We start from the raw sequence: 22,963 nt of genomic DNA, 5'->3' as shown, positions 1-22,963 counted from the left end.
CCATTTTTGCCCCTCAGCTCTGTTGCCTATTGTAAGTTTATTGTCGAGAACATAGGGGCTGCTGCTGTACTCGGGAATCCTATGTAAAAGCCTGCCTCTTGTTGAACAGGGCCTGACCGGGAGCCTGAGCCTGATGGCTGAGGCCGGGGGCTAGGGGAGGGGCTGGGGGTGCGGTTCTAGGCGCTCAAGGAAGCGAATTTTTGCCGATGTTCGGATAGACACTATGGCCCAAGCCGACAGCGTGAATAGTGCTGCAAACCTCTTTGGCGGGGCAGGAGAAATGGGCGTCCTGATGCGATCGCACGATTGGGCCAATACTCCCCTAGGCCCCGTCGATCGATGGCCCCAGAGCCTGCGCACCACGCTCAGCATTGTGCTGAATTCGCGCGCTCCCCTGTTTACCCTGTGGGGGCCACAGCGGGCCATGCTCTACAACGACAGCTGCCGACTGCTGCTGGGCGATCGGCACCCCTGGGCTTTGGGGCGACCCGGCCCGGAGGTATGGCCCGAGCTGGCGGTTGACCCAGACGAGGCGTCAGTGCTGATTGCTGCAATAGATGGGGCGGGCAAGGATTTCACCGTTGACCTTAGCCCGGTGCATGACGAGAGCGGTGGGGTGGGCGGTCTGTTTTGTTTGTGCAGCGAAGCAGTTCAGTCTGGGGCCGCTGCGATCGCCCCTAGGCCAGCCTGTGAAACCACATGCCAGCCCACCGTTGCCCTGGCCGAGACGGCTTCGATTCGGTTAACCCAGGTTTTGGAGGGCATGGGCGATGCCTTTGTAGCTGTGGATCGCGACTGGCGAATTACCTATCAAAATGCGGCGGGCGAGCAGATCAACGGCAAGCCGCGGTTGGCGGTTTTGGGCAAGACCCTCTGGGAAGAATGGCCCGCCGCCCTCAACAGCAATTTGGAGAGCCTGTACCGAAAAGCGATCGCCCAGCAGCAGCCGGCCTATTTCTCGCGCCACTATTACGAACCGCCCGACCATGATGTGTGGCTCGAGATTCGGGCCTATCCCCATCCGGGCGGGCTGAATATTTTCTTTCGAGATATTAGCGAGAGCAAACGGCTAGAAGCCGAACGCAAACGGCTAGAGGCGGAGCGCAAACGCATTGAAAACAGTCTTCAGGCCCAGCAGGCCCAGCTCCAGCAGCAGCTCGCCGAAATCGAGACCATCTACCAGTCGGCCCCCATTGGCCTCAACGTGATCGATCGCGAGCTGCGCTTTATACGGGTGAACCAGCGGCTGGCCGAAATGAACGGTCTGCCCATAGAGGCTCACCTGGGCCGTACGGTGCGGGAACTATTGCCCGATTTGGCCGACCAGGCCGAGGCGATGCTGCGCCCCATTCTGGAGACCGGGGTGCCGCTGCTGAATGTGGAAATTAGCGGCGAGACCCCGGCTCAGCCCGGCGTGCAGCGCACCTGGGTAGAAAGCTTTTGGCCACTCAAGGACGGCGATCGCGTCATCGGCATTAGCACCGTCTGCGAAGAGGTGACCGATCGCAAGCGGATTGAGGCAGAGCGGCAGCAGGCTTTGAATGACCTGCACCAGGCCAAAGCCGAGCTAGAGCAGCGGGTGGCCGAACGTACCGCCGATCTGCAGTGCATCAACGCCGACCTGCACCAGCGAAAATCGATTCTGCGCAGTTTTTTTAACAGTGCCGCCATGCCCATGGGGGTGATTGAACTGCGCCACAACGACATTTTGCATATTTCCGACAACTGGGCCGCCGCCGAGGTGTTAGGTGCAACCCCTGAGGTGATGGAGAATCGGCTGGCCAGCGAACTGGGCACATCCCTCGCTACGATTCAGCGCTGGATCGATTACTGCCAGGCGGCCGAGCGCACCCAGGCCCCTGTGCGGTTTGAATACTGCCGCCAGAATCCATCTGGCGATCGCTGGCTGTCGGGCAGCGTATGCCCCATTGCTAACAGTCCCAGCAGATATCCCCGGTTTTCGTACATTGTCGAAGACATTACCGATCGCAAGCGGGCCGAGGCCACCCTGGCCCACCGCGAAGAGCAGCTGCGGCTGACCCTCGAATTCACCCACATCGGCACCTGGGACTGGGACCTACAGCAAAATACTGTGGTCTGGAATGACAACCACTTCAAGCTGCTGGGGCTAGATCCCAGCGCCACGGACGATCCCTATCAGAGCTGGCGCCAGGCCATTCACCCCGACGATCTGGGCCGGGTCGAGCAGGCGCTGCAGGATGCCCTGCACCAGCGCACGGATTACGAAACCGAGTATCGGGTGTTTTACCCCGATGGTACCCTGCGATGGCTGGTGGGCCGGGGCCGAGGCCTGTACGACGCAGACCAGCAGCCCGTGCGCATGCTGGGGGTAATTATCGACATCAGCGAGCTCAAGCAGGCCGAGCAAAACCAAGAATTTCAGGCGGTGATTACCCGCAACATGGCCGGGGGAATCTGCGTGGTGAGGGCCGACAATGGCATAATTGCCTACGCCAACCGCAAGTTTGAGCAGATGTTTGGCTATGGCCCCGGCGAGCTAAACGGCCAGCATGTGTCGATCGTGAATTACGCCACCGAGGCGATCAGCGCTGAAGACGTTAACCAGGCCATTCGCCAGTCAGTGCTGGCCAATCGGGAGTCTACCTACGAAGTCCACAACGTCAAAAAAGACGGCACGCCGTTTTGGTGTACCGCCACCACCTCGGTGTTTGAGCATCCCGAGTACGGCACGGTGCTGGTGGCGGTGCAGCAGGACATCAGCGATCGCAAAGAATCCCAGGAAAGGCTCCAGGCCTCGCTCAAAGAAAAAGAACTGCTGCTTAAAGAAATCTACCACCGGGTCAAGAACAACCTCCAGGTGATCTACAGCCTGCTCAACCTTCAGATGCGCAATGTTTCCGATCCGGCGGCTCTCTCGGTGCTGCGAGACAGCCAAAGCCGCGTTAGGGCCATGGCCCTGGTGCACGAAAAACTCTACAAATCCGAAGATCTCACCCGCATCAATCTGGCTGACTACATCCATAGTTTGGCCCACAGCCTGCTTGAAACCTATCTGTCCAGCCACAATCGCATCTCTCTGCGGATCGAGGTTGAGCCTTACAGTTTTGATATTGAAACGGCGCTGCCCTGCGGTTTAATGCTGACTGAGCTGATCTCAAACTCCCTTAAGTACGCTTTTCCAGACGGTAGGCTGGGTGAAATTGCCATCACCTCCTGTCCCGGCGCCAGCGATCGAATTCTGCTTACGGTGCAAGATAATGGGGTTGGCCTGCCGGAAGACTTTGATTTACGCTGCACGTCTTCCCTGGGGCTGCGTCTGGTACAAAACTTGGCCAAACAGATCCACGGAGAGGTTGAGATAGCCGCTAGCGCTGCCGCTCCGTCGGCACAGCCTCTTTACCCAGCGCAGGCTTGCCATCAGCCTGGGCCGACTTCACCACAGTTCACTGGTGCAGTCTTTCAGATTACCTTTCCATTGCAGGGAGCATGACTGTGGAGAACGTGGATCGCAAGACAATCCTGGTTGTAGAGGATGAAGTCGTCATTGCCATGGACCTGCAGGCCACACTGATTGACCTGGGCCACGCGGTGCCCACCATCGTCACCTCCGGCGAAATGGCCGTTCAGGTTGCCCTAGAGCTGCGTCCCGACCTGGTGCTGATGGATATTCACCTCAGCGATGCCGTTGACGGTATTGATGCCGCTGCCCAAATTACCCAAGCCCTAGATATTCCGGTCATTTACCTGACCGCCTATGCCGATGAAGAAACCCTCCAGCGGGCCAGCCTGACGACGCCCTTTGGCTATATTCTCAAACCCTTTGAGGCCAGAGAGCTGCGGGCCAATATCGATATTGCCTTCTACAAACACGGCATCGAGAAAAACCTCAGAGAGAATCGCCAGTGGCTGCTGACGGTGCTCAACAGCATCAGTGAGGGGGTGGCCGCCAGTGATGCCAGTGGTCTGATTAAGTTTATGAACCCGGTGGCCGAAGCCTTAACCGGCTGGTCTCAGACTGAGGCGATCGGGCGATCGCCCACGGAGGTGTTTCAATTCATTGATGAGTTCACCCGCAGCCTGATCGAAAACCCGCTGCTGAAATCGCTCCAGGACGGCAATACTATCCACCTGCCCGAGAATGCCCTGCTGCGGACCAGGTTGGGGCATGAAACCCCCGTTTCCGACAGCGCCTCTCCCATTCGCAACGAGCGAGGTCTGGTGGAGGGATCTGTGATGGTGGTGCGCGACAGCACTGAACAGCGGCGCATGGAGGCCCAGCTGGAGCACAACGCCCTGCACGATGCCCTGACCCAGTTGCCCAATCGCGCTCTGTTTTTGAATCGGCTGCAGCAGGCGATCGATCGCGCCCGGCGATTGCCGGAGTTTGGCTTTGTGGTCATGCTGCTCGATCTCGATCGCTTCAAGGTGATTAACGATACCCTGGGCCACCTGCTGGGCGATCGGCTGCTGATGGAGATTGCGCCCCGGTTAAAATCTCACCTGCGAACGGTAGATACCGTAGCTCGCTTTGGCGGAGACGAATTTGCCGTCCTTTTAGAAGATATAACCGATGTAACCACCGCCTGCTACACCGCCGAACGAATTGTCGATGAACTCAAAAAGCCCTTCTTGATCAACAACTATGAGCTGCTGATCAGCGCCAGTATTGGCATCGTGCAGAGTTCAATTCCCTACGAAAACACAACCGATTTACTGCGCGATGCCGACATTGCCATGTATCGAGCCAAGGAACAGGGGCGGGGATGCTACCAGGTGTTCGATGCCGTTATGCACAGGCAGGCGCTGGCATTGATGCAGCGCGAGCAGGCCCTAACCCAGGCGATCGCCCACGATGAGCTGCGGGTGCACTATCAGCCGATTGTTTCCCTAGCCACCCAGAACATCGCCAGTTTAGAAGCCCTGGTGCGCTGGCAAAAACCAGGAGATGGGCTGATCTACCCCGATCAGTTCATCGCCCTGGCCGAGGAAATGGGCGCGATCGCCACCATCGATCAGTGGGTGTTGCGGCAGGCTTGCCAGCAGCTCCGAGCCTGGCAGCACCTGGGAACAGGGGCCTGGGCAATGGTGGACGGCCGCATCACCAGACTGCCCAACAGCCCCAGCCCATCCCCCACCATGGCGATCAACGTCAACCTGTCGAGCAATCACTTTACCCAAAAAAATCTAGTAGACACCTTTGCCGAAATTTTGCGAGACACCGGCCTGAGCGGTGATGACCTAAAGCTGGAAATTACCGAAAGCGTCTTTATTGAGAATGCTAAAGAGGCTGCCGCCATGCTCACCCAGCTCAAGCAGCTCGACGTTCAGATCTGCCTGGATGACTTTGGTACGGGCTATTCGTCCCTCAGCTATCTGCACCAGTTTCCCATCGATATTGTCAAAATCGATCGCTCCTTCATTCAGGGTATGGACATCGACTCCGAAAAATTAGAGATTGTGCGCGCCATCATTGGTCTCTGCCACACCCTGGGCATGGCGGTGACCGCCGAGGGCATCGAAACCGCTCAGCAGCACGATATTTTGCTGGATTTGGGCTGCGAGTATGGCCAGGGCTATTTCTTTGCCAGGGCGATCGATGGCGCCACCATTACCCAAAGCCTGAATTCTTGAGCCTGAGCCTCCAAGTGGTCTATGTTCCAGGTTTTAGTAGACTGCGGCAAAAGGGTGACGGCTATTGTCAATTGCGAGAGAGCGGGGGGGCGAGGGAGCACGGGGGCGAGGGGGCAGGGGGGCGAGGGAGTGGGGGGCTAGGGAGCCAAGCGGGCTGGAATAGTCAGTATGTTTCAGCCTTCGAGCACTATGGCTGTAGCCAGTCTGGTTAAGCCATGTCTCCTGTAAACGTTCAAACGTTTGAACGTTCATAGAATTTCTGGATGTCCTAACCAACGCGACTATTGCTATAGGCTCAAGGGCCAGGCTGTATCGGTGCCAGCGCGCACCTCACCCACCACAGCAGCGGCCCCATAGCCCTGGCCCTGGAGCGCCGCCAGACAGGTTTGGGCGCTGGGGGCGGGGACGGCAGCGAGTAGCCCGCCAGCGGTTTGGGGGTCAAACAGCAGCGGGTAGCGGGGGTGATCCCTCGCGGCAGGATCGACAAATTTGGCCGCCTGGAGGTTTTGGGGCTGGAGCGTGCTGACGATGCCAGCGGCCAGGGTGTCGGTGGCCCCAGCTAAAATCGGCAGGGCATCGAGCCTGAGGGTGGCAGAAACCCCGGCGGCCTGCACCATTTCCAGCAGGTGCCCGGCCAGGCCAAAGCCGGTGATGTCGGTGCAGGCGGTGGCTCCGTGAGCGCGAAAAATGTCGGCGGCAGCCCGGTTGGGGGTCAGCATATGGGCGATCGCTCCCTCAATCCACCGTCCCCTGGCCTGGCCCTGCATGTCGGCGGCAAACAGGGTGCCGGTGCCCAGCGGCTGGGTCAGAATCAGCACATCTCCCGGCTGCATCCCCCCCTTCCGCAGCAGCCGATCGGGCTGGACCAGGCCATTGCAGGCAAAGCCCAGGGCCAGTTGGGACCCGACCGTGGTGTGGCCCCCAATCAAAACCGCGTCGTTGACCAGCAGCCCCTTAAAGGTACCCGCCAGGATTTGGTACAGCATTTCGGCCTGCTTAGCGGGGGTAGCGTAGGGTACCTGCACTATGGCCAGTGCGGTGTGAGGCTTTGCCCCCATCGCGTAGAGATCGCTGAGGCAGTGCTTCAGGGCGATCTGGGCAAAAAGAAACGGGTCGTCAATCAGGGCGGTGAAGTAATCGACGGTGTGCACCGTGGCTAAGCCGGGGGGCACAGCGACCACGGCGGCATCATCTGGATCCTCCAGGCCGATCAGCACCGCGTCGCTGGCCACCGCAGGAAACTCCTGGCGGACGCGACCGAGGGCGGTGGTAAGGGCGTCGCTGCCCACCTTGGATCCACAGCCCGCGCAGGGCGGCGGCGATGGGGGGATGGGTAGACGGGGGGACGGGATGGGGGACATTTGACCCACGGGCAGATCGCGGAAGCGGGCCATGAACTTGCGATCGATGTGGTCTTTCCAGCGGTGGGCCAGGGAGGTTTCGATCGCAAAGGGGCCGCGAGAGGCGATCGCCCTGCCGTGGCCGGTTTCGATCAGCGTAAGGAACTCTTTTTGGGGGCGAAAGGGTTTGAGCGCCTCGCCCCGCACGTAGCGGCGCAGGTTCTCGCTCAGGGGCGGCCCCTGGCGCACGGCAAAGACCCCGGCCTTGGGGCGGGGGTGGTGCACCATGGTCGCCACATCCCCGGCGGCAAACACGTTGGGGTGGGAGAGGGTTTGCAGGGTGTCGCCCACCTGAATAAACCCCTTGTCATTCAGAGATAGGCCAGAGGTTTGCAGCCAGGTGGGGGCAGCGGCGCTGGTGACCCAGAAGAGGCGATCGCAGCCCACCGTCAATCCCGACGATCCATGGACAATCCGCTGCCCGGTCTGGTCATCCAGAGACACCTCAACGACCGCTTCGTCGAGATGGAGGTGGATGCCGCGCGATCGCAGCACCCGCTCCAGGCGGTGGCGCGTCCAGCGGTTGCGCTCTGCCGCCAGCTCCCTGCCCCGGTGAAACAAATGCAGAGTGAGGCTAGAGACGGGTTGCCCCAGGCGGGTCAGCAACTCCGCCAGCCGCTCGTGGAGACCAAGGGTTAGCTCCACGCCGCCCACCCCACCGCCCACCACCCCCAGCGTGAGAGGCGCTTGGGGATTCGCTTCGACAGCTTCCACAATCTGTTGCCACTGGCGCAGCAGCGTGGGCACGGGTTTGGCCGCGATCGCGTACTCGGCGGCCCCGGGCACGGCCACCGTTGCCGGAGTGCTGCCCGTGTCGATCGACAGCACATCGTAGGCGATCGGCGGGTGATTGGCGCACAGCACCCGCTGCCGGGCCAGGTCGAGCCCTACCGCGCGATCGACCACCAGCCCACACTGGGCAAAGCGAGTCAGGGGCCGCAGATCGATATGGGCCTCGTCAAAGCTGTAGCGCCCGGCGACGTAGCTGGGTAGCATCCCCGAGTAGGGCGTATCCACCAGGTCGGTCAGCAGCGTCAGCCGCACCCCGGACAGGGGTGCCATGCCCCACCGCCTCAGCACCAGCGCGTGGGTGTGGCCACCGCCCACCAGGACAACATCCGTAGCAAGGATTGATTGAGTCTGCATCATGGCCTATCGCTACTCGCCAACTTAACTGTGCTCGCCAACTTAACTGTTTGCCACCTAAATGTATGCCCGCCGAAGACGCCTCTGTCCATCCCTTGAGCGATGGAGAAGAAAAGCTGCCTCGCTAGCATCTTAAGTAAGATCAAACTAAAGGAGGCTGATATGCCTTTATATCGACTCAAAGATTACTATCCTGACTATCGCGAAACCCTGGTCGATGGCCAAATGGACAAAATCAGCTCCTACTCTGTCTACACCGAGGGAGACGACAAAGTAGGCACAGCCAAAGATCTGTTGGTCGATGATTCCGGCCACTTTCGCTACCTGGTGGTCGACACTGGGCCGTGGATTTTTGGCAAAAACGTGCTGCTGCCCATTGGTCTAGCCAAGTTTGACTACAATCAAACCCGCGTCTATGTTGACGGTCTGACCAAATCTCAGGTCGAGCACCTGCCAGAATACAACGATGACATGGTGGTAGACGACACCTATGAGAACAACGTCAGGAGTGTTTATCAACCCATAGCCAAGGGACGCTCTACCCGTCAGTTTATGGGCAATACTTACACCGTCACCAACGGGCAAAGCGAAGTTCTAGCCGGAGACTTACGGCGTATGCCTCCCCTGGGCAACACCGCAACCATTGCAGACCCCACCCGAGAGGGAGATCTGCGGCGTATGGGGCCTATCGGTGAAAGCGCGCGCCCAACCGCTGCCCACCCCAGCATTTACGATCAGGAAACCGGCTACTACGGGCTGAGCGAAGAAGATAACCACGGCCCTCTGCGCTCCTACGAAGAGCGGCTGCGGGCGCGACGCCAGGGCAGCTAAATGGGCTGCCGTTACCATCTTGGGGCTGCGATCGCCCCAAACAAGCGAACTCGACAAAGCAAACCGAATTCGTCAGGCTGCTGCTCTAAACCGATCTAGATCTGTAGTCTAAGCTTGCGCTAGCCAGCTTTAGAGCAAGTGAAACCGACGTTTGACCTGGCTCAGGGCTATCCCTTGAGCCAGGTTAAGTCTTATGCATGCGAGCCAAAGTCTGTAAACCAAAGGCGATGGGCTAGCTGTAGTGACGAGCTAACTGTCTGTTTTGGCCAGCTGTTTTTCGGCCCCTGAAGCATCTACAGAAGCGCCATACCCAAAAATTCTTAGCAGACTTTGCAAAAATCCCGGCGGAGTTTTGGCCCAGCGGGTGCTAGCCATCTCGTTTGGATAAGGCCACCGCTCTGCAGGGGTATTTTGAGATTAGGAAACTGCCGCCAAGTATTGGCAGTTATGAAATAGGTAAAACCGATGCGTGGACTGTCTTTGATTGGGCTACTGGTGGGCACTGGGGCCGTAGGAGTGCTGATGTTTAACCAACTGAAGCCGTCGCCCGAGGCCGAGCAACCCCTTCCCACCGGGGCGATTGAGAAAGTCAACGAAGCCGCAGACATCATGGAGCAGCAGCAGACGGGAGCCGCTGAGGCGATCGAGCAGCAAGCCGAGCAGCAGGCCGGGCAGCTTCAGCAAACTGGGCAACAGGTGCCCTAACTCCAGAGCAAGCCGTTCTAGACGGTTTAGCTAAAGCCATAGGCTTTTGCCAAAACGTTGTACACCATGGGGGTGTACTTCAGGTAAGGAGTCATATGCTTGTTCAAATTTTGCCGATGGTGCTGGTCTGCTGCATCGGCTATAGCCTCAAGCGGGCTGGGGTGCTGGGGCCGCCGGAGGCGGAGGTAATTGGCAAGTTGCTCACCCATTTGGCCCTGCCCGCCGTTATTCTTAAAGCCCTGGCTACGGCTGAGCTAAGCCCCGACTTAATCTACCTGCCCCTGTCGGCGCTGGTCGTGGTGCTGGGGCTGACGGCAATTGGCCTTTTGGCCAATCGCTGGCTGCGGTGGGAGAAGGTAAAAGCCGGAGCCTTGATGACCACATTCCCTACCTTCGAGGGAGGTGCGGTGGGCTACCCGCTGATGCTGCTGGCCTTCGGTGAGGTGGGACTGAGCCGCATTGTCCTGTTTGACCTGGCCCAGGCCATTTACCTGCTAACGGTGGTGTACTGTCTTTCGGCCTGGTTTGGCCAGACCGGGGTAACGACTGGAGCAGTGGTAAAAAGACTGGGGCAAACACCTTTTTTCTGGGCCATTTTGCTGGGATTGCTGCTGAACGGGCTGGGGATAACCCACGGAGTGGTGCTGGGCCTGCTGGATATTTTGGGAAATAGTTTTTTGCTGCTGGTGCTGCTGGTGATAGGCATGGAGTTTGAGGTGCCGCGCAGGGGGGGCTACCTCTACCTGTTGGTAGCGCTGGCCAAGATCGGCTGCGGTCTGGGCCTTGGCTGGGTAGCTGTAACGGCTTTTGACCTGCATGGGGTAGAGCGGTCTGCCGTGCTGGTGGGTGCAGGATTGCCTCCCAGCTTGTTGACGCTGTTCTTTGCCCAGGAGAATGGCCTGGAAACGAGCTTCGTGATCAGCTTTATTTCGGTGGCGATACCGCTATACCTGGTCGTCATGACTCCGATGTTGGGGCGTTTGGCGTCTTAGGTGTTTGTAGCTGTAGTTATTTAGATTAGGACGTTCAGAGACGGTTGAGCGGTTGAGCGGTTGAGCGTTTTTTGGGGAATTGGTCTTAGCTAAATTGGCTACGGCTGTACTTTCAGGGGGCTATCAAGGGTCGCTCAGTTTTCTCAGCCAGCCTTTAAGGGGTGCTCAGATGGTGGAAGGTTTCTGCTCAGTTGCCTCCAGCACTATGGAACTCAAGTCGAGCAATTCGACACACCTCTGAGATCCATAGGAGCTGAAATTATGAAACGCACCGCTCTCTTCATTCTGACTGCTGCGATCGCTGCCGCTACAGTCTCCCCAGCGTTTGCCGCCTATAATCTACGTGAACTGCGCCAGGCAAACCTCGACAAATCTGCCGTAGACTTTGGCAAGCTGCGCAACGAAAACCTCGACAAGATAGACTTCGGCAAGCTGCGCCAGGCAAACCTCGACAAAGACGCCGTTAACTTCGAGCGTCTGCGCCAGGAAAACCTTGACAAGGTAGACTTCGGCAAGCTGCGCCAGGCAAACCTCGACAAAGACGCCGTTAACTTCGAGCGTCTGCGCCAGGAAAACCTCGACAAAGCAAACGCCGCCTGAGCACTCCAGCGTCCGGTTAGACAACCTTGAGCAAAAAGCAGATGTTCTTTATGGAATGGCCGTGAATGACGCTGTAGTGTTTCTCGGCGAAGTTGAAGTTGAGTCACCCCGCCCCTGGTATGCGCATACCAGGGGCGGGGTTTTTAGAATATCCTCAAGGCAGCTGGCCAGAGGACGACGACTTTAGCTCTTCTTTGAGCAGGTTGTCGTAGATGTGGGGCAGCCGAGCCGTCATGCTGTTTGACTCGATGCCGTAGCCAAGGCTAGTCCAGGTGCCAGAGAGGCGGTGCAGCACCGCCTCCAGGCGGCCATCCCGCAGAGCGGTAGGGATATCCATGCCCCAGGCGGAGGAATCCTTAAGCCAGTAGTAGACCACTAGGTCCTGGGACTCGGGGTCAAAGCTGTAGTCTCCCCAGGCTTTGAACCAGCTAGACGCTCTGGGGTGATAGTGAAGGGCTTTTTCTTTCCAGGTATCGGCCAAAAACTGGTAGCGCCCGGCGGCGGTAGTGCAGTGCCCCTGGTTTGGCCCGGCGACAATTTCAACGCAGATATTGGGGTGGTGGTTGAGCTGCTGCACAACGGCACCGCCGTAGAGCACGTTATAGGGCTGATCTGTGTTTGACTCGGCGGCAGAAATAGTGCGCATGAGCGCGCGAATGTAGGGATCGCCTCCGGTCATAGCCAGCGGCTCGGGATGGCTAACCCACACTGCTTTTTGCAGCTGCCGCAGGGAGATGCGCGGCAGCGATCGCACGCCCAATACACCTACTCCCAGCAGCAGCAGCAGCGCAATGGCCGCTGCCCGCCGTCGCTTTGCCTGCTGCATACGGCGCTGTCGGATCAGATGGCGAGATGGGCTTGAGGGCAGTGAGGTCACAGGCGGCGATCTGAGCAGGAACAGGGAGACTAGCTGCGGCTAGCCTGGGTTGGGGGCAGTTGCCCCGTGGGGGCGATCTAGCCCCTGCAAAGAAGCTATGCCCGCGATCGTTGCCCTGCCTGTTTTTCCAGGTAAGGCAAAAATCAAGCCATCGCTATATTAATCCATCGACCCAAAAATCTGCCCTGGGGTGTGGCCCCATCTCTAGCGATCTACAGATCCCATAATGATGTCGATGCTGCCCAGAATAGCCATGATGTCGGCCACCTTCACCCCCTTTAGGATGTGGGGCAAAATTTGCAGATTGTTGAAATCTGCGGCGCGAATCTTAAACCGCCAGGGAAAAACGTTGTCGTTGCCCATAATAAAGACGCCCAGCTCGCCTTTGCCGCTTTCCAGGCGCACGTAGTGCTCCCCAGCGGGGATTTTGAAGGTGGGGGCAATTTTCTTGCCGATGAACTGGTAGTCGAAGCTGTTCCACTCTGACTTGGGTCCCTCAGACATCCGCTTGGCCTCCAGGTTTTCAAAGGGGCCGCCCGGCAAGCCTTTGCAGGCCTGTCTAATAATCTTTACCGACTCGCGCATTTCGCGCACCCGCACCTGGTAGCGGGCCATGCAGTCGCCTGCGGTCTCGTACTGCACATCCCAGTCAAAGTCGTCGTAGCACTCGTAGTGGTCGACCTTGCGCAGGTCCCACTTGACGCCCGAGCCGCGCAGCATGGGACCCGAGAGCCCCCAGGCGATCGCCTCGTCGCGGTTGATGGTGCCAATGCCCTCGATCCGGCGGCGGAAGATAGGGTTGTTGGTGATCAGCTTTTCGTACTCATCGACCTTGGGCAAAAAGTAGTCACAGAAGTCGAGACACTTATCGATCCAGCCGTAGGGCAGGTCGGCAGCAACGCCGCCAATGCGGAAATAGTTGTTGTTGATCAGGCGCATCCCCGTGGCGGCTTCCCACAGGTCGTAGATCATCTCGCGCTCGCGAAAAATATAGAAGAAGGGAGTTTGGGCACCGACGTCGGCCAAAAAGGGGCCAAGCCACAGCAGATGGTTGGCGATGCGGTTCAGCTCCAGCATGATGACGCGGATGTAGCTGGCCCGCTTGGGCACCTCAATGTCGGCCAGTCGCTCGGGGGCGTTGACGGTGATCGCTTCGTTAAACATGCCCGCCGCGTAGTCCCAGCGGCTCACATAGGGCACAAACATCACGTTGGTGCGGCTTTCGGCAATTTTTTCCATGCCCCGGTGCAGGTAGCCAATCACCGGCTCGCAGTCGAGCACGTCTTCGCCGTCGAGGGTGACGATGAGCCGCAGCACCCCGTGCATGGAGGGGTGGTGTGGACCCATGTTGAGCACCATGGGCTCGGTCTTAGTTTCAATGATTGACATAGGGGCTACCCAATGGCCGAAGTACTGTTGTGCTGTGTCTTTGAGTATCTTAATGGGTATCGCCTCAGTTGGCATAGAAAGCAGATATTGAGATTGCCAATGGCCCGAAAACTTTTGCTTATTGTTTGCGCCATCATTCCAGGGACGGTTGGGGTCGTGGTCTTTGGCTATTACGCCCTGGTGGATTGGGACGCTCTACAGCTGGCCTACCAGAACTACGAGGCCGTTATTGACCAGAACAGCGGACTAGAGGCCATTTTTGTCGCCCACGCAAGTCAGAATATTCACCGCATCAACCTCTTTGCCGACGGCACCTGGACATTGCTGAGCGCCCTTCTGGCCGCAGTTGGCATCCACGGGCTGAGTACAGGTCGCGCCTGAGGCCGGGCCAGATACAGTAAACTCAGCGAGGTTTTGAATGGACGGGAATGGTTGATTTAGACTTCCACCATGTGCCGGTGCTGCCTGAAGCGGTAGTCGAAGGGTTGAACATTCAGCCCGGCAGTCGATATTTAGATGCCACGGCGGGGGGCGGGGGGCACAGTCGACTGATTCTGGAGGCCAATCCTGCGGTGACGCTGGTCGCCATCGATCAAGATGCGGCGGCGATCGCGGCTACCCAGGCCAACCTGGCCGAATTTGGCGATCGCGTCACCTACTGGCACGGCAACTTTGCCGACTTTAGCCCCAAGGGCAATCTCTTCAACGGCATTTTGGCCGATCTGGGAGTGAGTTCGGTGCAGCTCGATGTGGGCGATCGCGGCTTTAGCTTTCGCCAGAGCGCTCCCCTCGACATGCGCATGGACCTGCGGCAGGACCTCACCGCCGCCGACATCGTCAATCACTGGGATGAAACCGAGCTGGCCAACCTGATCTACACCTACGGCGAAGAGCGGCTGTCGCGCCGCATTGCCCGCAAAATTGTCGACCAGCGCCCCTGGCAGACCACCACCGACCTGGCGGAGGCCATTTCCCACTGCGTGCCGCGCAGCTACCGCTATGGTCGCATTCACCCCGCTACCCGTACCTTTCAGGCCCTGCGGATTGCCGTCAACCGGGAGCTAGAGGTATTAGAAACCCTGCTGAAGATAGCCCCCTCCTGGCTAGCTCCTGGAGGCCGCTTGGTAATCATCAGTTTCCACAGCCTGGAAGATCGCATGGTCAAGCACACCCTAAAAGACTCTCCAGATTTTAAGGTGCTCACCAAAAAGCCCGTGGTTGCCACCGAAGCCGAAATTAGCCAAAACCCCCGCGCCCGCTCGGCTAAACTGAGGGTCGCCGAGCGCAATTAGCCTGGCACCCTAGCCCCACTAACCCCTTGCGATTGGCCATAGTCACAAAAACCTATGCCGCAGTCTGCTAGGCCAACGTAGCGGCCTTGGTTGACTGACAAAACCCTTAAAACCCTTATGCTGCTGTAGGTTGGTTTTGGGTTTCGCTTCGCTCAACACCAACCTACAGCAGCACTTTTGTCAGTCAATCAGGTAGCAGCCAAGAGTCGTAAGCAGGTTGTGTATTTCCGTGAAGTGCGCCCGCCACCTCTAATTGACCGTAATAGGACATAAAGACGCATTTTGGAGCTTTGGGAGAGCTAATGCTTAAAACTTATTTATGAACCTTTTTTAGAAATCGTATTTGTAACAACAATTTGGCGATCGAAGGTAAAGATTCAAATTAATTCGCAAAAAATAGACTTACCTCACACTTGCTTCATATAAACTTTAAGGTGTGGGGAAAGTTCTCGGCCAGTTATTTAAAACCTCTGATAAAAAACACCATGAACACCTCAAACGGTCACGATTATCGGTTCTCTGTGCTTCCCGGCACCCGAGATCACCGAGGCTTTTTTGTTCAAGAAACGACCTACGAACTCGTCGATATTAGCGATGCTGGCTGGGCACATATCTGCCTGGACAGTGCCGCTTGCTACTACGTAGATCCCGCCAATATCAAGACTTCTCAATAGTTCCGCCGGGTTTTTGTCCAACTTCAGGTTCTGACCCTAGACAGGGTTTTACCAGGTTTTTCTGGGCCTCGCCTTCGGTTTGAAGCTGAGTGTGAGTAATGGTTACTTCACTCAACAATCCTTAAACAAGTCGCAAACCATCATGAACGCTGCAACTCGAATTTTTTCTGTGTACGTGTCTGATTTTGCCATTGAGTTACGTGACGACGGCAACCAGTATTCCGGCGATGGCCGCCTGGTCTGTCGGCAGCGCAACTACGATAGCCTGTTTAAGTTTGCCAAAAATATGGCGCTGAACTATGCCATTCCTCTGCGCGATTACACGCGATCGGCAGCACAGTACCAGTATTAAATGAGCTTAAATAAGCTGGTGTGCGATGCATGGCCGTGGCGCACCATGCTCCCATTTAACGACTTGGTTGCGCAGTGCTTGCGGCGGCATCACTGAATTGAGGTATGAATTTGGGCAGGGGAAAATGGCCATTTTCCCCTACGAGAAGCGCTGATTTTTGGTTAATACCTGTTTTCGGCAACCCCCTTGCGCCGATAGGTAAGTTGCCACGGACCTCTACTTAAGCTGCCCCAGACGAGCGAGGCGAGGCAATCGCCCCAGCCGTCCAGTCATGAGTCGCAGGGCCAGGCGCTTGAGCAGGGGCACCGAGCTGAGAACCCAGAGGCCTGCCCGCCGCACCACCACCACCGGCAAAATCTGATTTGAGAAGGTGCGGGTCAGCACATCGGTAAAGCTCAAAATGACCCAGTTTTCCAGCCGCCGCCAGCGTTCGTAGGGCCGCAGTACCGCTACGTCGCCCAGGTCTTGCCCTCGCTGGTAGGCGTCGGTTAGCACTTCTGCTAGCGCCGCTGCATCGCGAATGCCCATGTTGAGACCCTGCCCACCGACGGGGTGACAGCTGTGAGCGGCGTCGCCAACCAGGGCGAGGCGGGGCTGTACGTAGCGATCGCACTGCATTAGCTGTACCGGGAACATCGCCGGGGCCGTCAGTCGCTTGAGCTGCCCCATCTGGGTGCCGTAGCGCTGCTCTAGCTCGGCCATGAACTCGGCTTCGGGCAGATCGAGAATTGCCTGGGCCTCAGCATGGGGTGCCGTCCAGACCACCTGACAGCGGCCATCGGCCAGGGGCAAGATGGCAAAGGGACCGCTGGGCCAAAACCGCTCGTAGGCGGTGTTTTGGTGGGAATGTTCGGGTTCTAAAACAGTGGTCACGCAGGACTGCCGGTAGCGCCAGCCGACGCTGCCGATGCCCGCCCGCTGCCGCAGCGGTGAACCTTTGCCGTCGGCGGCGACCACCAGCGGCGATCGCACTCTGAATCTACCTGTTGGAGTACTGACCTCAGCGATAACCGAGTCGTCCTGGTCATGCATTTCCTCCAGGGTGGCCGAGCACAGGTAGTAGACGTTGGCGGCGGCGGCGATCGCCCCTTGCAGTGCCGCCATCAGCACCCCGTGCTCAGCTCCGTAGTAGACCGCCTCAGTGCCCAAATCCTCGGGCAAAAACCGCACTACCTGGCCGTAGTCTCCATCGGAGAGCTGCACCTTGTCAAAATGGCAGATCTGCGGCCCCACTTTGGGCCACAGCCCCAGCCCCTTGAAAATATCGGCTGAGGTTAGCGAAAAAGCGTAGGCCCGCTGCCGGGCGGCTGCCCCCGCTGCCGTTTGGGCTTCAATCACCGCGACGGCCATGCCGCTGGGGGCCAGGGCCGCTGCCAGGGTCAGCCCCACAATGCCGCCGCCAACAATAGCTACGTCTACGGCCAGCTCTGACCCTGTGAGCTCTGGCTGAATCTGCTGGGCGGGGGATGGGGAGACGAATTGCGGAGTGGTAGCCGTCATAGAGTCAGCGATCGCCGTTGTTATAGCTCTATTTTGGCGCGATTATTCGACCTAAAGCAAGGTAAGTCAGCGGCTATGCTTCGGGTTCAAGACCTGCTGCTCTCAGCTGGGCCGCCAGTCGTTCAGCCCGCTGGCGCTCTTGCTCGGCCCGCTGGCGCTCCTGCTCACTCTTCTCAGCCTCCCCAACCAAGGATGTTGAGGACGCGGCGACCATGGCCAACCTCGCGGAGAGTAGCGTGGGCTTGAGCCTCTATTTTAGGAGCTTAAGCGGCCATGGGCAGCGATCGCTGGGCTAGCACCTGACGGTAAAACTGCTGCAGCTGGCGGGTGGCTGCCGCCCAGCCCCACTGCTCGGCCTCCGCAACGGCATTGCGGCGCATCAGCTCGCGCTCGGCTTTGGCCTCAATCAGGCGGCGGGTGGCGCTGATCGCGCCCGCCTCATCCATCGGGTCAAAGAGAAAGCCGTTCATGCCGTCGGTAACGATGTCGGGAATGCCGCCGGAGTTTGCTGCCACTACCGGACAGCCCGCCGCCATCGCCTCCAGCAGCACCAGCCCCAGGGTTTCGGTGCGGGAGGGGAAGACAAAGGCATCGGCGGAGGCGTAGGCGGAGGCCAGATCTTCCCCAGCCAGATAGCCGACGAAGTTGGTGTGGGTGCCCTCAAAGTGGGCCTCTAGCTCGGCGCGGTAGGGGCCATCGCCCACCAGCGCCAGCCGCGCTCCAGGAATGGCTTCGAGTACCGGCTTGATACGGTCAATTTCTTTCTCGGCGGAGAGGCGGCCAATGTAGAGGAGCAGGGGCGCATCGGGGTGGCCCGCCGACAGGCGATCGCGCATCTCGGCACTGGCCAGCTCCGGGCGAAACAGCTCGTTGTCAACCCCGCGCTGCCACACCTCAATATTTTCAACGCCGTGCTCCGACAGCTCGGTCTGCATAGCCGTGGAGGTGACCAGGTTGATCTGGGCCTGGTTGTGCATGGCCTTGATTAGCTCCCACATCAGCCCTTCGAGCATGCCGAGGCCGTAGTGCTCCAGGTACTTGGGCAGATGGGTGTGGTACGAGGCCACCAGGGGCACATCCAGGGTCTTGCTATAGTAAATGCCCGCCAGTCCGAGGACTGCCGGGTTTACCACATGCACTAAGTCAGGCTGAAAATCTTCCAGCGCCTCCCCGATTGAAGGGCGGGGCAGCGCCAGCTTTAGCTCTGGGTACAGGGGCAGCGGAAACCCAGACACGCCGTGAATTTTGGCTCCCCGATACTCCGTTAAGCCGCCCTCGGGGGAGAACACTAACACCTGATTACCCTGACGCTGCAGGTGGTCAACGGTGTGCTTGAGACGGGTAACAATGCCGTCAACTTTCGGCAAAAAAGTCTCGGTAAAGAGAGCAATTCGCATAGGGACTTCGGGGGTGAGCGAGTGGATGGGGGGGCGAGTGGATGGGGGGGCGGGTGGATGGATTTAGGGAGCATTTGAGGTAGCGAGAGAACATCTGGGAGTGACGTTCAAGCAACTCATCTACCCCTCTACCCCTCTACCCATCCACACATCTACGCTAGCTGCGCCGCCACTGAACTTTCGGCAGAATCTGGTTTTTGTCGACGCGATCTTTGTACTTGACGGCGAAGTTGAGCAGGCTGTCGAGCAGCGAGTCAGACAGCAGGTGAGGCTGTAGACCTAGCTCTAGCAGGTTGGTATTTTTGGCGTTGAAGTAGTGGTCTTCGGCCTCCACTCGGGGGTTATCCATGTACTGGATATCGACATCGAGGCCCAGGGTGGTGCCAGCTTTCTTCACCATCATGGCCAGGTCGCCGACGCTAAACATTTCGGTGAACTGGTTGAAGACGCGGAAGATGCCGGGGTCGCCGGGGTTGGCGATCGCAATTTCCACGCAGCGCACCGTGTCGCGAATATCCAAAAAGGCGCGGGTTTGGCCGCCCTTGCCGTAAACGGTGAGGGGGTGGCCCACCGCCGCCTGAATACAGAATCGGTTGAGGGCGGTGCCGTAGATGCCGTCGTAGTCGAGGCGGTTGATCAGCAGCTCATCCATGCCGGTTTCTTCGGTCAGCACGCCGTAGACCACGCCCTGGTTGAGGTCGGTGGCGCGCAGGCCCCACACCTTGCAGGCAAAGTGAATGTTGTGGGAATCGTGCACCTTGCTGAGGTGGTAGAACGAACCGGGCTGCTTGGGGTAGGGCAGGGTATCTTTGCGACCATTGTGCTCAATGGTGATGTAGCCCTCTTCGATGTCAATGTTGGGGGTGCCGTACTCGCCCATGGTGCCCAGCTTGACCAGGTGGCAGTCGGGGAAGTGATCCCGCAGCGCGTAGAGCAAGTTCAGGTTGCCGATGACGTTGTTGGCCTGGGTGAGCACCGCATGCTCGCGATCGATCATCGAGAAGGGGGCCGATCGCTGTTCGCCGAAGTGTACGACCGCGCCAGGCTCGAACTCGAGCATGGTCTCCTCTAAGAAGGAGTAGTCGTTGATGTCGCCGACGTAGAGGTCGATGTGCTTGCCGGTGAGGTCTTTCCAGCGCTGCAAGCGGCTTTGAATGGGGGCGATGGGGGTCAGGGTCTCGATCTGAAGCTGAGCATCCCAGTGACGCCGCACCAAACTATCTAAAATCCCGACTTCGTAGCCGCGATTGGAAAGATACAGGGCAGTTGCCCACCCGCAATAGCCGTCACCGCCAATTACAAGGACTTTCATATCAATGCTTCAATCTCTTTGCCGATACCAAGACAATCTACCAGGTTTAGAGGCTCTGTAAACCACCGAATAAAAGATTGCGGGATCGGAAAGTTTTTTTTTATGACGACAAATTGGAGCTTCAACTTACGCCGATTCCTGACGGTTTAACGCTCCTTTGCCAAGTGCCCTAGGCCAGATTACTGCCCTCGGCTACAGCGGGCCGAGGCTGAGCAATCGTTGACCAGCTCTGAAACGATTTTCACCGATCCCACCAGCCGAGGCACCGTGTATTCTATAGTGTCAGGCTAATTTTGAGTCCCCGTCCGTCCCCCCGGCCGTTCAACCCCCCAGGCAGTTACTCAGGAGACAGCGCTATGTGTGGCATTGTGGGATACATCGGCACCCGGCCCGCCGCCGACATTCTAATGGATGGCCTGCGCAAGCTGGAATATCGCGGCTACGATTCCGCTGGCCTTGCTACGGTGCTCGAAGGCGAGCTGCACTGCGTGCGTGCCAAGGGCAAGCTGCAAAATCTGCAAGATAAACTCGACGGCCACGACAACCCGGCTCGCCTGGGTATTGGCCACACCCGCTGGGCCACCCACGGCAAACCCGAAGAGTACAACGCCCACCCCCACCGCGACGGCTCTGGCCGTTTGGCGGTGGTGCAAAACGGCATCGTTGAAAACTACCGCGAGCTGCGCGAAACCCTCAAGGCCAAGGGCCACCAGTTTGTCTCTGACACCGATACCGAGGTGGTGCCCCACCTGATTGCCTCGTACCTGAGCAACCTGGCCGTCGATAGCACCCAGGGGCGATCGCGTCTGCTGGAGGCCACTCGCCTGGCCGCCAACGACCTGCAAGGGGCCTTTGCCCTGGCGATTATCTCCGCCGATTTCCCCGACGAGCTGGTGGTGGTGCGCCAGCAGGCACCTCTGGTGATTGGCTTTGGCCAGGGGGAGTTTTTCTGCGCCAGCGACACCCCGGCGATTGTGCCCCACACCCGCGCCGTGCTGCCGATGGAAAACGGCGAACTGGCCAGCCTGACGCCCCTGGGGGTAGAGGTGTACAACTTTGCGGGCGATCGCCAGCGCAAGCACCCCATCACCCTGAACTGGAACCCCATCATGGTGGAGAAGCAGGGGTTCAAGCACTTCATGCTGAAGGAAATTTACGAGCAGCCCGGCGTGGTGCGCACGGCCCTGGAGACCTACATCGACAACACCTGGACCGCCGACGCTGCTAACACCTCTCCTTCTCCCCTGGGCCTGGGCCTGCCCGACGACCTGCTCACGGGTCTCGATCACCTCCAGATCGTTGCCTGCGGCACCAGCTGGCACGCCGCCCTGGTGGGCAAGTACCTGATCGAAGATCTGGCCAACCTGCCGGTGCTGGTGCAGTACGCCTCGGAGTTTCGCTACTCGCCCACGCCGCTGATACCCAATACCCTCACCATTGGCGTCACCCAGTCGGGCGAAACCGCCGACACCCTGGCCGCCCTGGAGATGGAGCAAAACCGCCGCGCCGCCCACCCCGATCCCCGCTTTGCCCCCCGCATGCTGGGCATCACCAACCGACCCGAAAGCTCTCTGTCGCGGCTGGTGCCCCACATTATTGACACCCATGCGGGGATTGAAATTGGCGTGGCCGCCACCAAAACCTTCACCGCCCAGGTGATGGCCTTCTACTTTTTAGCCCTCGATCTGGCCTACCGCCGCCAGACCCTGCCGGGCGATCGCATCGAGGCCATTCTCAACGGGCTGCACCAGCTGCCCGCCCACATCGAGCAGGTGCTCGAAAGTCAGGAGCGCTATATCGAGGAGCTGGCCCACGAGTTTAACGAGACCCAGGACTTTATCTTTTTGGGCCGGGGCATCAACTTCCCCATCGCCCTGGAGGGGGCGTTGAAGCTAAAGGAAATCAGCTACATCCACGCCGAGGGCTACCCGGCGGGCGAAATGAAGCACGGGCCGATCGCCCTGCTGGATGCCAAGGTGCCCGTGGTGGCGATCGCCATGCCCGGTAGCGTCTACGACAAGGTGCTCTCCAACGCCCAGGAGGCCAAGGCCCGCGATGCCCAGCTCATCGGCGTGGTGCCCATGAACGACACCGACGCCGCCGAAACCTTCGATCGCCTGCTGCCGGTGCCCGTAGTCGATGAGCTGCTGTCGCCGATTGTGGCGGTGATTCCGCTACAGCTGCTGGCCTACCACATCGCGGCCCGGCGCGGGTTGGATGTGGACCAGCCCCGCAACCTGGCCAAGAGCGTAACGGTAGAATAGAGGTTATTGCCGTCTGTTTCGATCGTTAGCCATGCCAGCCCATACCAAAACCAGGCCCCTTGGAGAAATGTTGCAGCGGGCGGGGTTGCTCTCCCAGGCTCAGCTTGATGTGGTGCTTCGAGATCAGCAGTGGCAGCCCGATCTGAGAATAGGCGACATTCTGGAGCTGCGCGGGTGGGTCAAGCGCGACGCCATTGAGTTTTTCGCTGAACAGTGGCCGAAGCTGGTCGCGGTCGGTCGAGATAGCCCCATCGGGTACTACTTTCAGCAGGCGGGGCTGCTGGATGCTCACCAGGTCGAAGCTCTACTGAAAGAGCAGGCGCAGGCGGGGCTGCGAATTGGGGCGCTGGCGGTTTTGCACGGCTGGCTTTCCCAGGAGACGCTCGATTGGTTTTTGCGATCGCTGGCCCCGGAGGAGTCTGCCTCTTCTGCCTTCATCAAGCGGAAGCAGGTGAATAATGGCGATGGCCCTGCCGGGCCAGTCTCTGACCATCGCGGCAGCCCGGCTAGTCAGCCGCAGCCAAAAATGGCTACAGACCTACAGGCCGACGCGCCATCTAAACCCCAACCGGATGATATTTCCTGGGCTGGCTAAACGGAATAGTGGCTAAACTGTGGG

Annotated in this window: 19 protein-coding genes; 12 read left to right on the top strand and 7 right to left on the bottom strand. The window is 58.8% G+C overall.

Going from position 1 to position 22,963, the window contains the following annotated elements; translation table 11 throughout:
• Nucleotides 1-223: 223 nt before the first annotated feature.
• A complete protein-coding gene (locus LEPTO7104_RS0104360; RefSeq protein WP_017297329.1) occupies nt 224-3,472 on the top strand; it encodes a PAS domain S-box protein in 3,249 nt (1,082 codons plus the stop codon).
• Nucleotides 3,469-5,613 carry an EAL domain-containing response regulator gene (locus LEPTO7104_RS0104355; RefSeq protein WP_017297328.1) on the top strand — a complete coding sequence of 715 codons (2,145 nt, stop codon included), beginning with the start codon at nt 3,469-3,471 and terminating at the stop codon, nt 5,611-5,613. Before LEPTO7104_RS0104360 ends, LEPTO7104_RS0104355 begins: the two co-directional genes overlap by 4 nt.
• A gap of 287 nt (nt 5,614-5,900) precedes the next feature.
• Here LEPTO7104_RS0104355 and selD read toward each other — a convergent pair whose 3' ends face one another.
• A complete protein-coding gene (selD, locus tag LEPTO7104_RS0104350) occupies nt 5,901-8,162 on the bottom strand; it encodes a selenide, water dikinase SelD (RefSeq protein WP_017297327.1) in 2,262 nt (753 codons plus the stop codon).
• A gap of 159 nt (nt 8,163-8,321) precedes the next feature.
• On the opposite strand from selD, the gene LEPTO7104_RS36690 reads away from it, so the two are divergent.
• The 4 genes from LEPTO7104_RS36690 to LEPTO7104_RS0104325 all read left to right on the top strand — a co-directional run bounded on the left by LEPTO7104_RS36690 (nt 8,322) and on the right by LEPTO7104_RS0104325 (nt 11,287).
• Entirely contained in the window at nt 8,322-8,990 is a 669-nt protein-coding gene (locus tag LEPTO7104_RS36690; protein ID WP_017297325.1) for a PRC-barrel domain-containing protein, read from the top strand.
• A gap of 465 nt (nt 8,991-9,455) precedes the next feature.
• The gene (locus LEPTO7104_RS0104335; RefSeq protein ID WP_017297324.1) at nt 9,456-9,695 is read left to right on the top strand and encodes a hypothetical protein; all 240 of its coding nucleotides are present in this window, start codon (nt 9,456-9,458) and stop codon (nt 9,693-9,695) included.
• 95 nt (nt 9,696-9,790) lie between these two features.
• On the top strand, nt 9,791-10,687 hold the full coding sequence (locus tag LEPTO7104_RS0104330; protein ID WP_071527183.1) for an AEC family transporter: 897 nt from the start codon (nt 9,791-9,793) through the stop codon (nt 10,685-10,687).
• Between the two features lie 261 nt (nt 10,688-10,948).
• Nucleotides 10,949-11,287, top strand: coding sequence for a hypothetical protein (locus LEPTO7104_RS0104325; protein ID WP_017297322.1), 339 nt, complete (start codon nt 10,949-10,951; stop codon nt 11,285-11,287).
• A 154-nt stretch (nt 11,288-11,441) separates the two neighbouring features.
• On the opposite strand, the gene LEPTO7104_RS0104320 is transcribed toward LEPTO7104_RS0104325, so the two are convergent.
• Both LEPTO7104_RS0104320 and LEPTO7104_RS0104315 read right to left on the bottom strand, forming a co-directional pair.
• Complete coding sequence (locus LEPTO7104_RS0104320; protein ID WP_017297321.1) at nt 11,442-12,113, bottom strand: glycoside hydrolase family 24 protein; 672 nt, start codon at nt 12,111-12,113, stop codon at nt 11,442-11,444.
• 255 nt (nt 12,114-12,368) lie between these two features.
• The gene (locus LEPTO7104_RS0104315; protein WP_017297320.1) at nt 12,369-13,553 is read right to left on the bottom strand and encodes an NAD(P)H-quinone oxidoreductase subunit H; all 1,185 of its coding nucleotides are present in this window, start codon (nt 13,551-13,553) and stop codon (nt 12,369-12,371) included.
• Between the two features lie 99 nt (nt 13,554-13,652).
• Here LEPTO7104_RS0104315 and LEPTO7104_RS0104310 point away from each other — a divergent pair, with 99 nt between their 5' ends.
• From LEPTO7104_RS0104310 to LEPTO7104_RS0104295, 4 genes are all read left to right on the top strand, one after another.
• The gene (locus LEPTO7104_RS0104310; RefSeq protein WP_017297319.1) at nt 13,653-13,934 is read left to right on the top strand and encodes a hypothetical protein; all 282 of its coding nucleotides are present in this window, start codon (nt 13,653-13,655) and stop codon (nt 13,932-13,934) included.
• 47 nt (nt 13,935-13,981) lie between these two features.
• Nucleotides 13,982-14,845, top strand: a complete 864-nt coding sequence (gene rsmH / locus LEPTO7104_RS0104305) for a 16S rRNA (cytosine(1402)-N(4))-methyltransferase RsmH (RefSeq protein WP_017297318.1) — start codon at nt 13,982-13,984, stop codon at nt 14,843-14,845.
• Between the two features lie 485 nt (nt 14,846-15,330).
• Nucleotides 15,331-15,519: a hypothetical protein gene (locus LEPTO7104_RS32730; RefSeq protein WP_017297317.1), complete on the top strand. Its 189-nt coding sequence runs from the start codon at nt 15,331-15,333 to the stop codon at nt 15,517-15,519.
• 142 nt (nt 15,520-15,661) lie between these two features.
• A complete protein-coding gene (locus LEPTO7104_RS0104295; RefSeq protein ID WP_017297316.1) occupies nt 15,662-15,871 on the top strand; it encodes a hypothetical protein in 210 nt (69 codons plus the stop codon).
• Between the two features lie 216 nt (nt 15,872-16,087).
• On the opposite strand, the gene LEPTO7104_RS0104290 is transcribed toward LEPTO7104_RS0104295, so the two are convergent.
• From LEPTO7104_RS0104290 to LEPTO7104_RS0104275, 4 genes are all read right to left on the bottom strand, one after another.
• A complete protein-coding gene (locus tag LEPTO7104_RS0104290) occupies nt 16,088-17,371 on the bottom strand; it encodes an FAD-dependent hydroxylase (RefSeq protein ID WP_017297315.1) in 1,284 nt (427 codons plus the stop codon).
• A gap of 73 nt (nt 17,372-17,444) precedes the next feature.
• Entirely contained in the window at nt 17,445-17,585 is a 141-nt protein-coding gene (locus LEPTO7104_RS39880) for a hypothetical protein (protein WP_017297314.1), read from the bottom strand.
• Nucleotides 17,586-17,634: 49 nt separating this feature from the next.
• Complete coding sequence (locus tag LEPTO7104_RS0104280) at nt 17,635-18,768, bottom strand: glycosyltransferase family 4 protein (protein ID WP_017297313.1); 1,134 nt, start codon at nt 18,766-18,768, stop codon at nt 17,635-17,637.
• A 157-nt stretch (nt 18,769-18,925) separates the two neighbouring features.
• Nucleotides 18,926-20,080 carry an NAD-dependent epimerase/dehydratase family protein gene (locus tag LEPTO7104_RS0104275; protein WP_017297312.1) on the bottom strand — a complete coding sequence of 385 codons (1,155 nt, stop codon included), beginning with the start codon at nt 20,078-20,080 and terminating at the stop codon, nt 18,926-18,928.
• 356 nt (nt 20,081-20,436) lie between these two features.
• On the opposite strand from LEPTO7104_RS0104275, the gene glmS reads away from it, so the two are divergent.
• Both glmS and LEPTO7104_RS32725 read left to right on the top strand, forming a co-directional pair.
• On the top strand, nt 20,437-22,344 hold the full coding sequence (glmS, locus tag LEPTO7104_RS0104270) for a glutamine--fructose-6-phosphate transaminase (isomerizing) (protein WP_017297311.1): 1,908 nt from the start codon (nt 20,437-20,439) through the stop codon (nt 22,342-22,344).
• Between the two features lie 31 nt (nt 22,345-22,375).
• On the top strand, nt 22,376-22,939 hold the full coding sequence (locus LEPTO7104_RS32725) for a hypothetical protein (RefSeq protein WP_017297310.1): 564 nt from the start codon (nt 22,376-22,378) through the stop codon (nt 22,937-22,939).
• The last annotated feature ends 24 nt before the right edge of the window (nt 22,940-22,963 follow it).

The sequence above is a fragment of the Nodosilinea nodulosa PCC 7104 genome (assembly GCF_000309385.1).
Taxonomy (GTDB): domain Bacteria; phylum Cyanobacteriota; class Cyanobacteriia; order Phormidesmidales; family Phormidesmidaceae; genus Nodosilinea; species Nodosilinea nodulosa.
The sequence above is the reverse complement of the archived record's forward strand: the minus strand, read 5'-3'. Positions and strand labels throughout refer to the sequence as shown.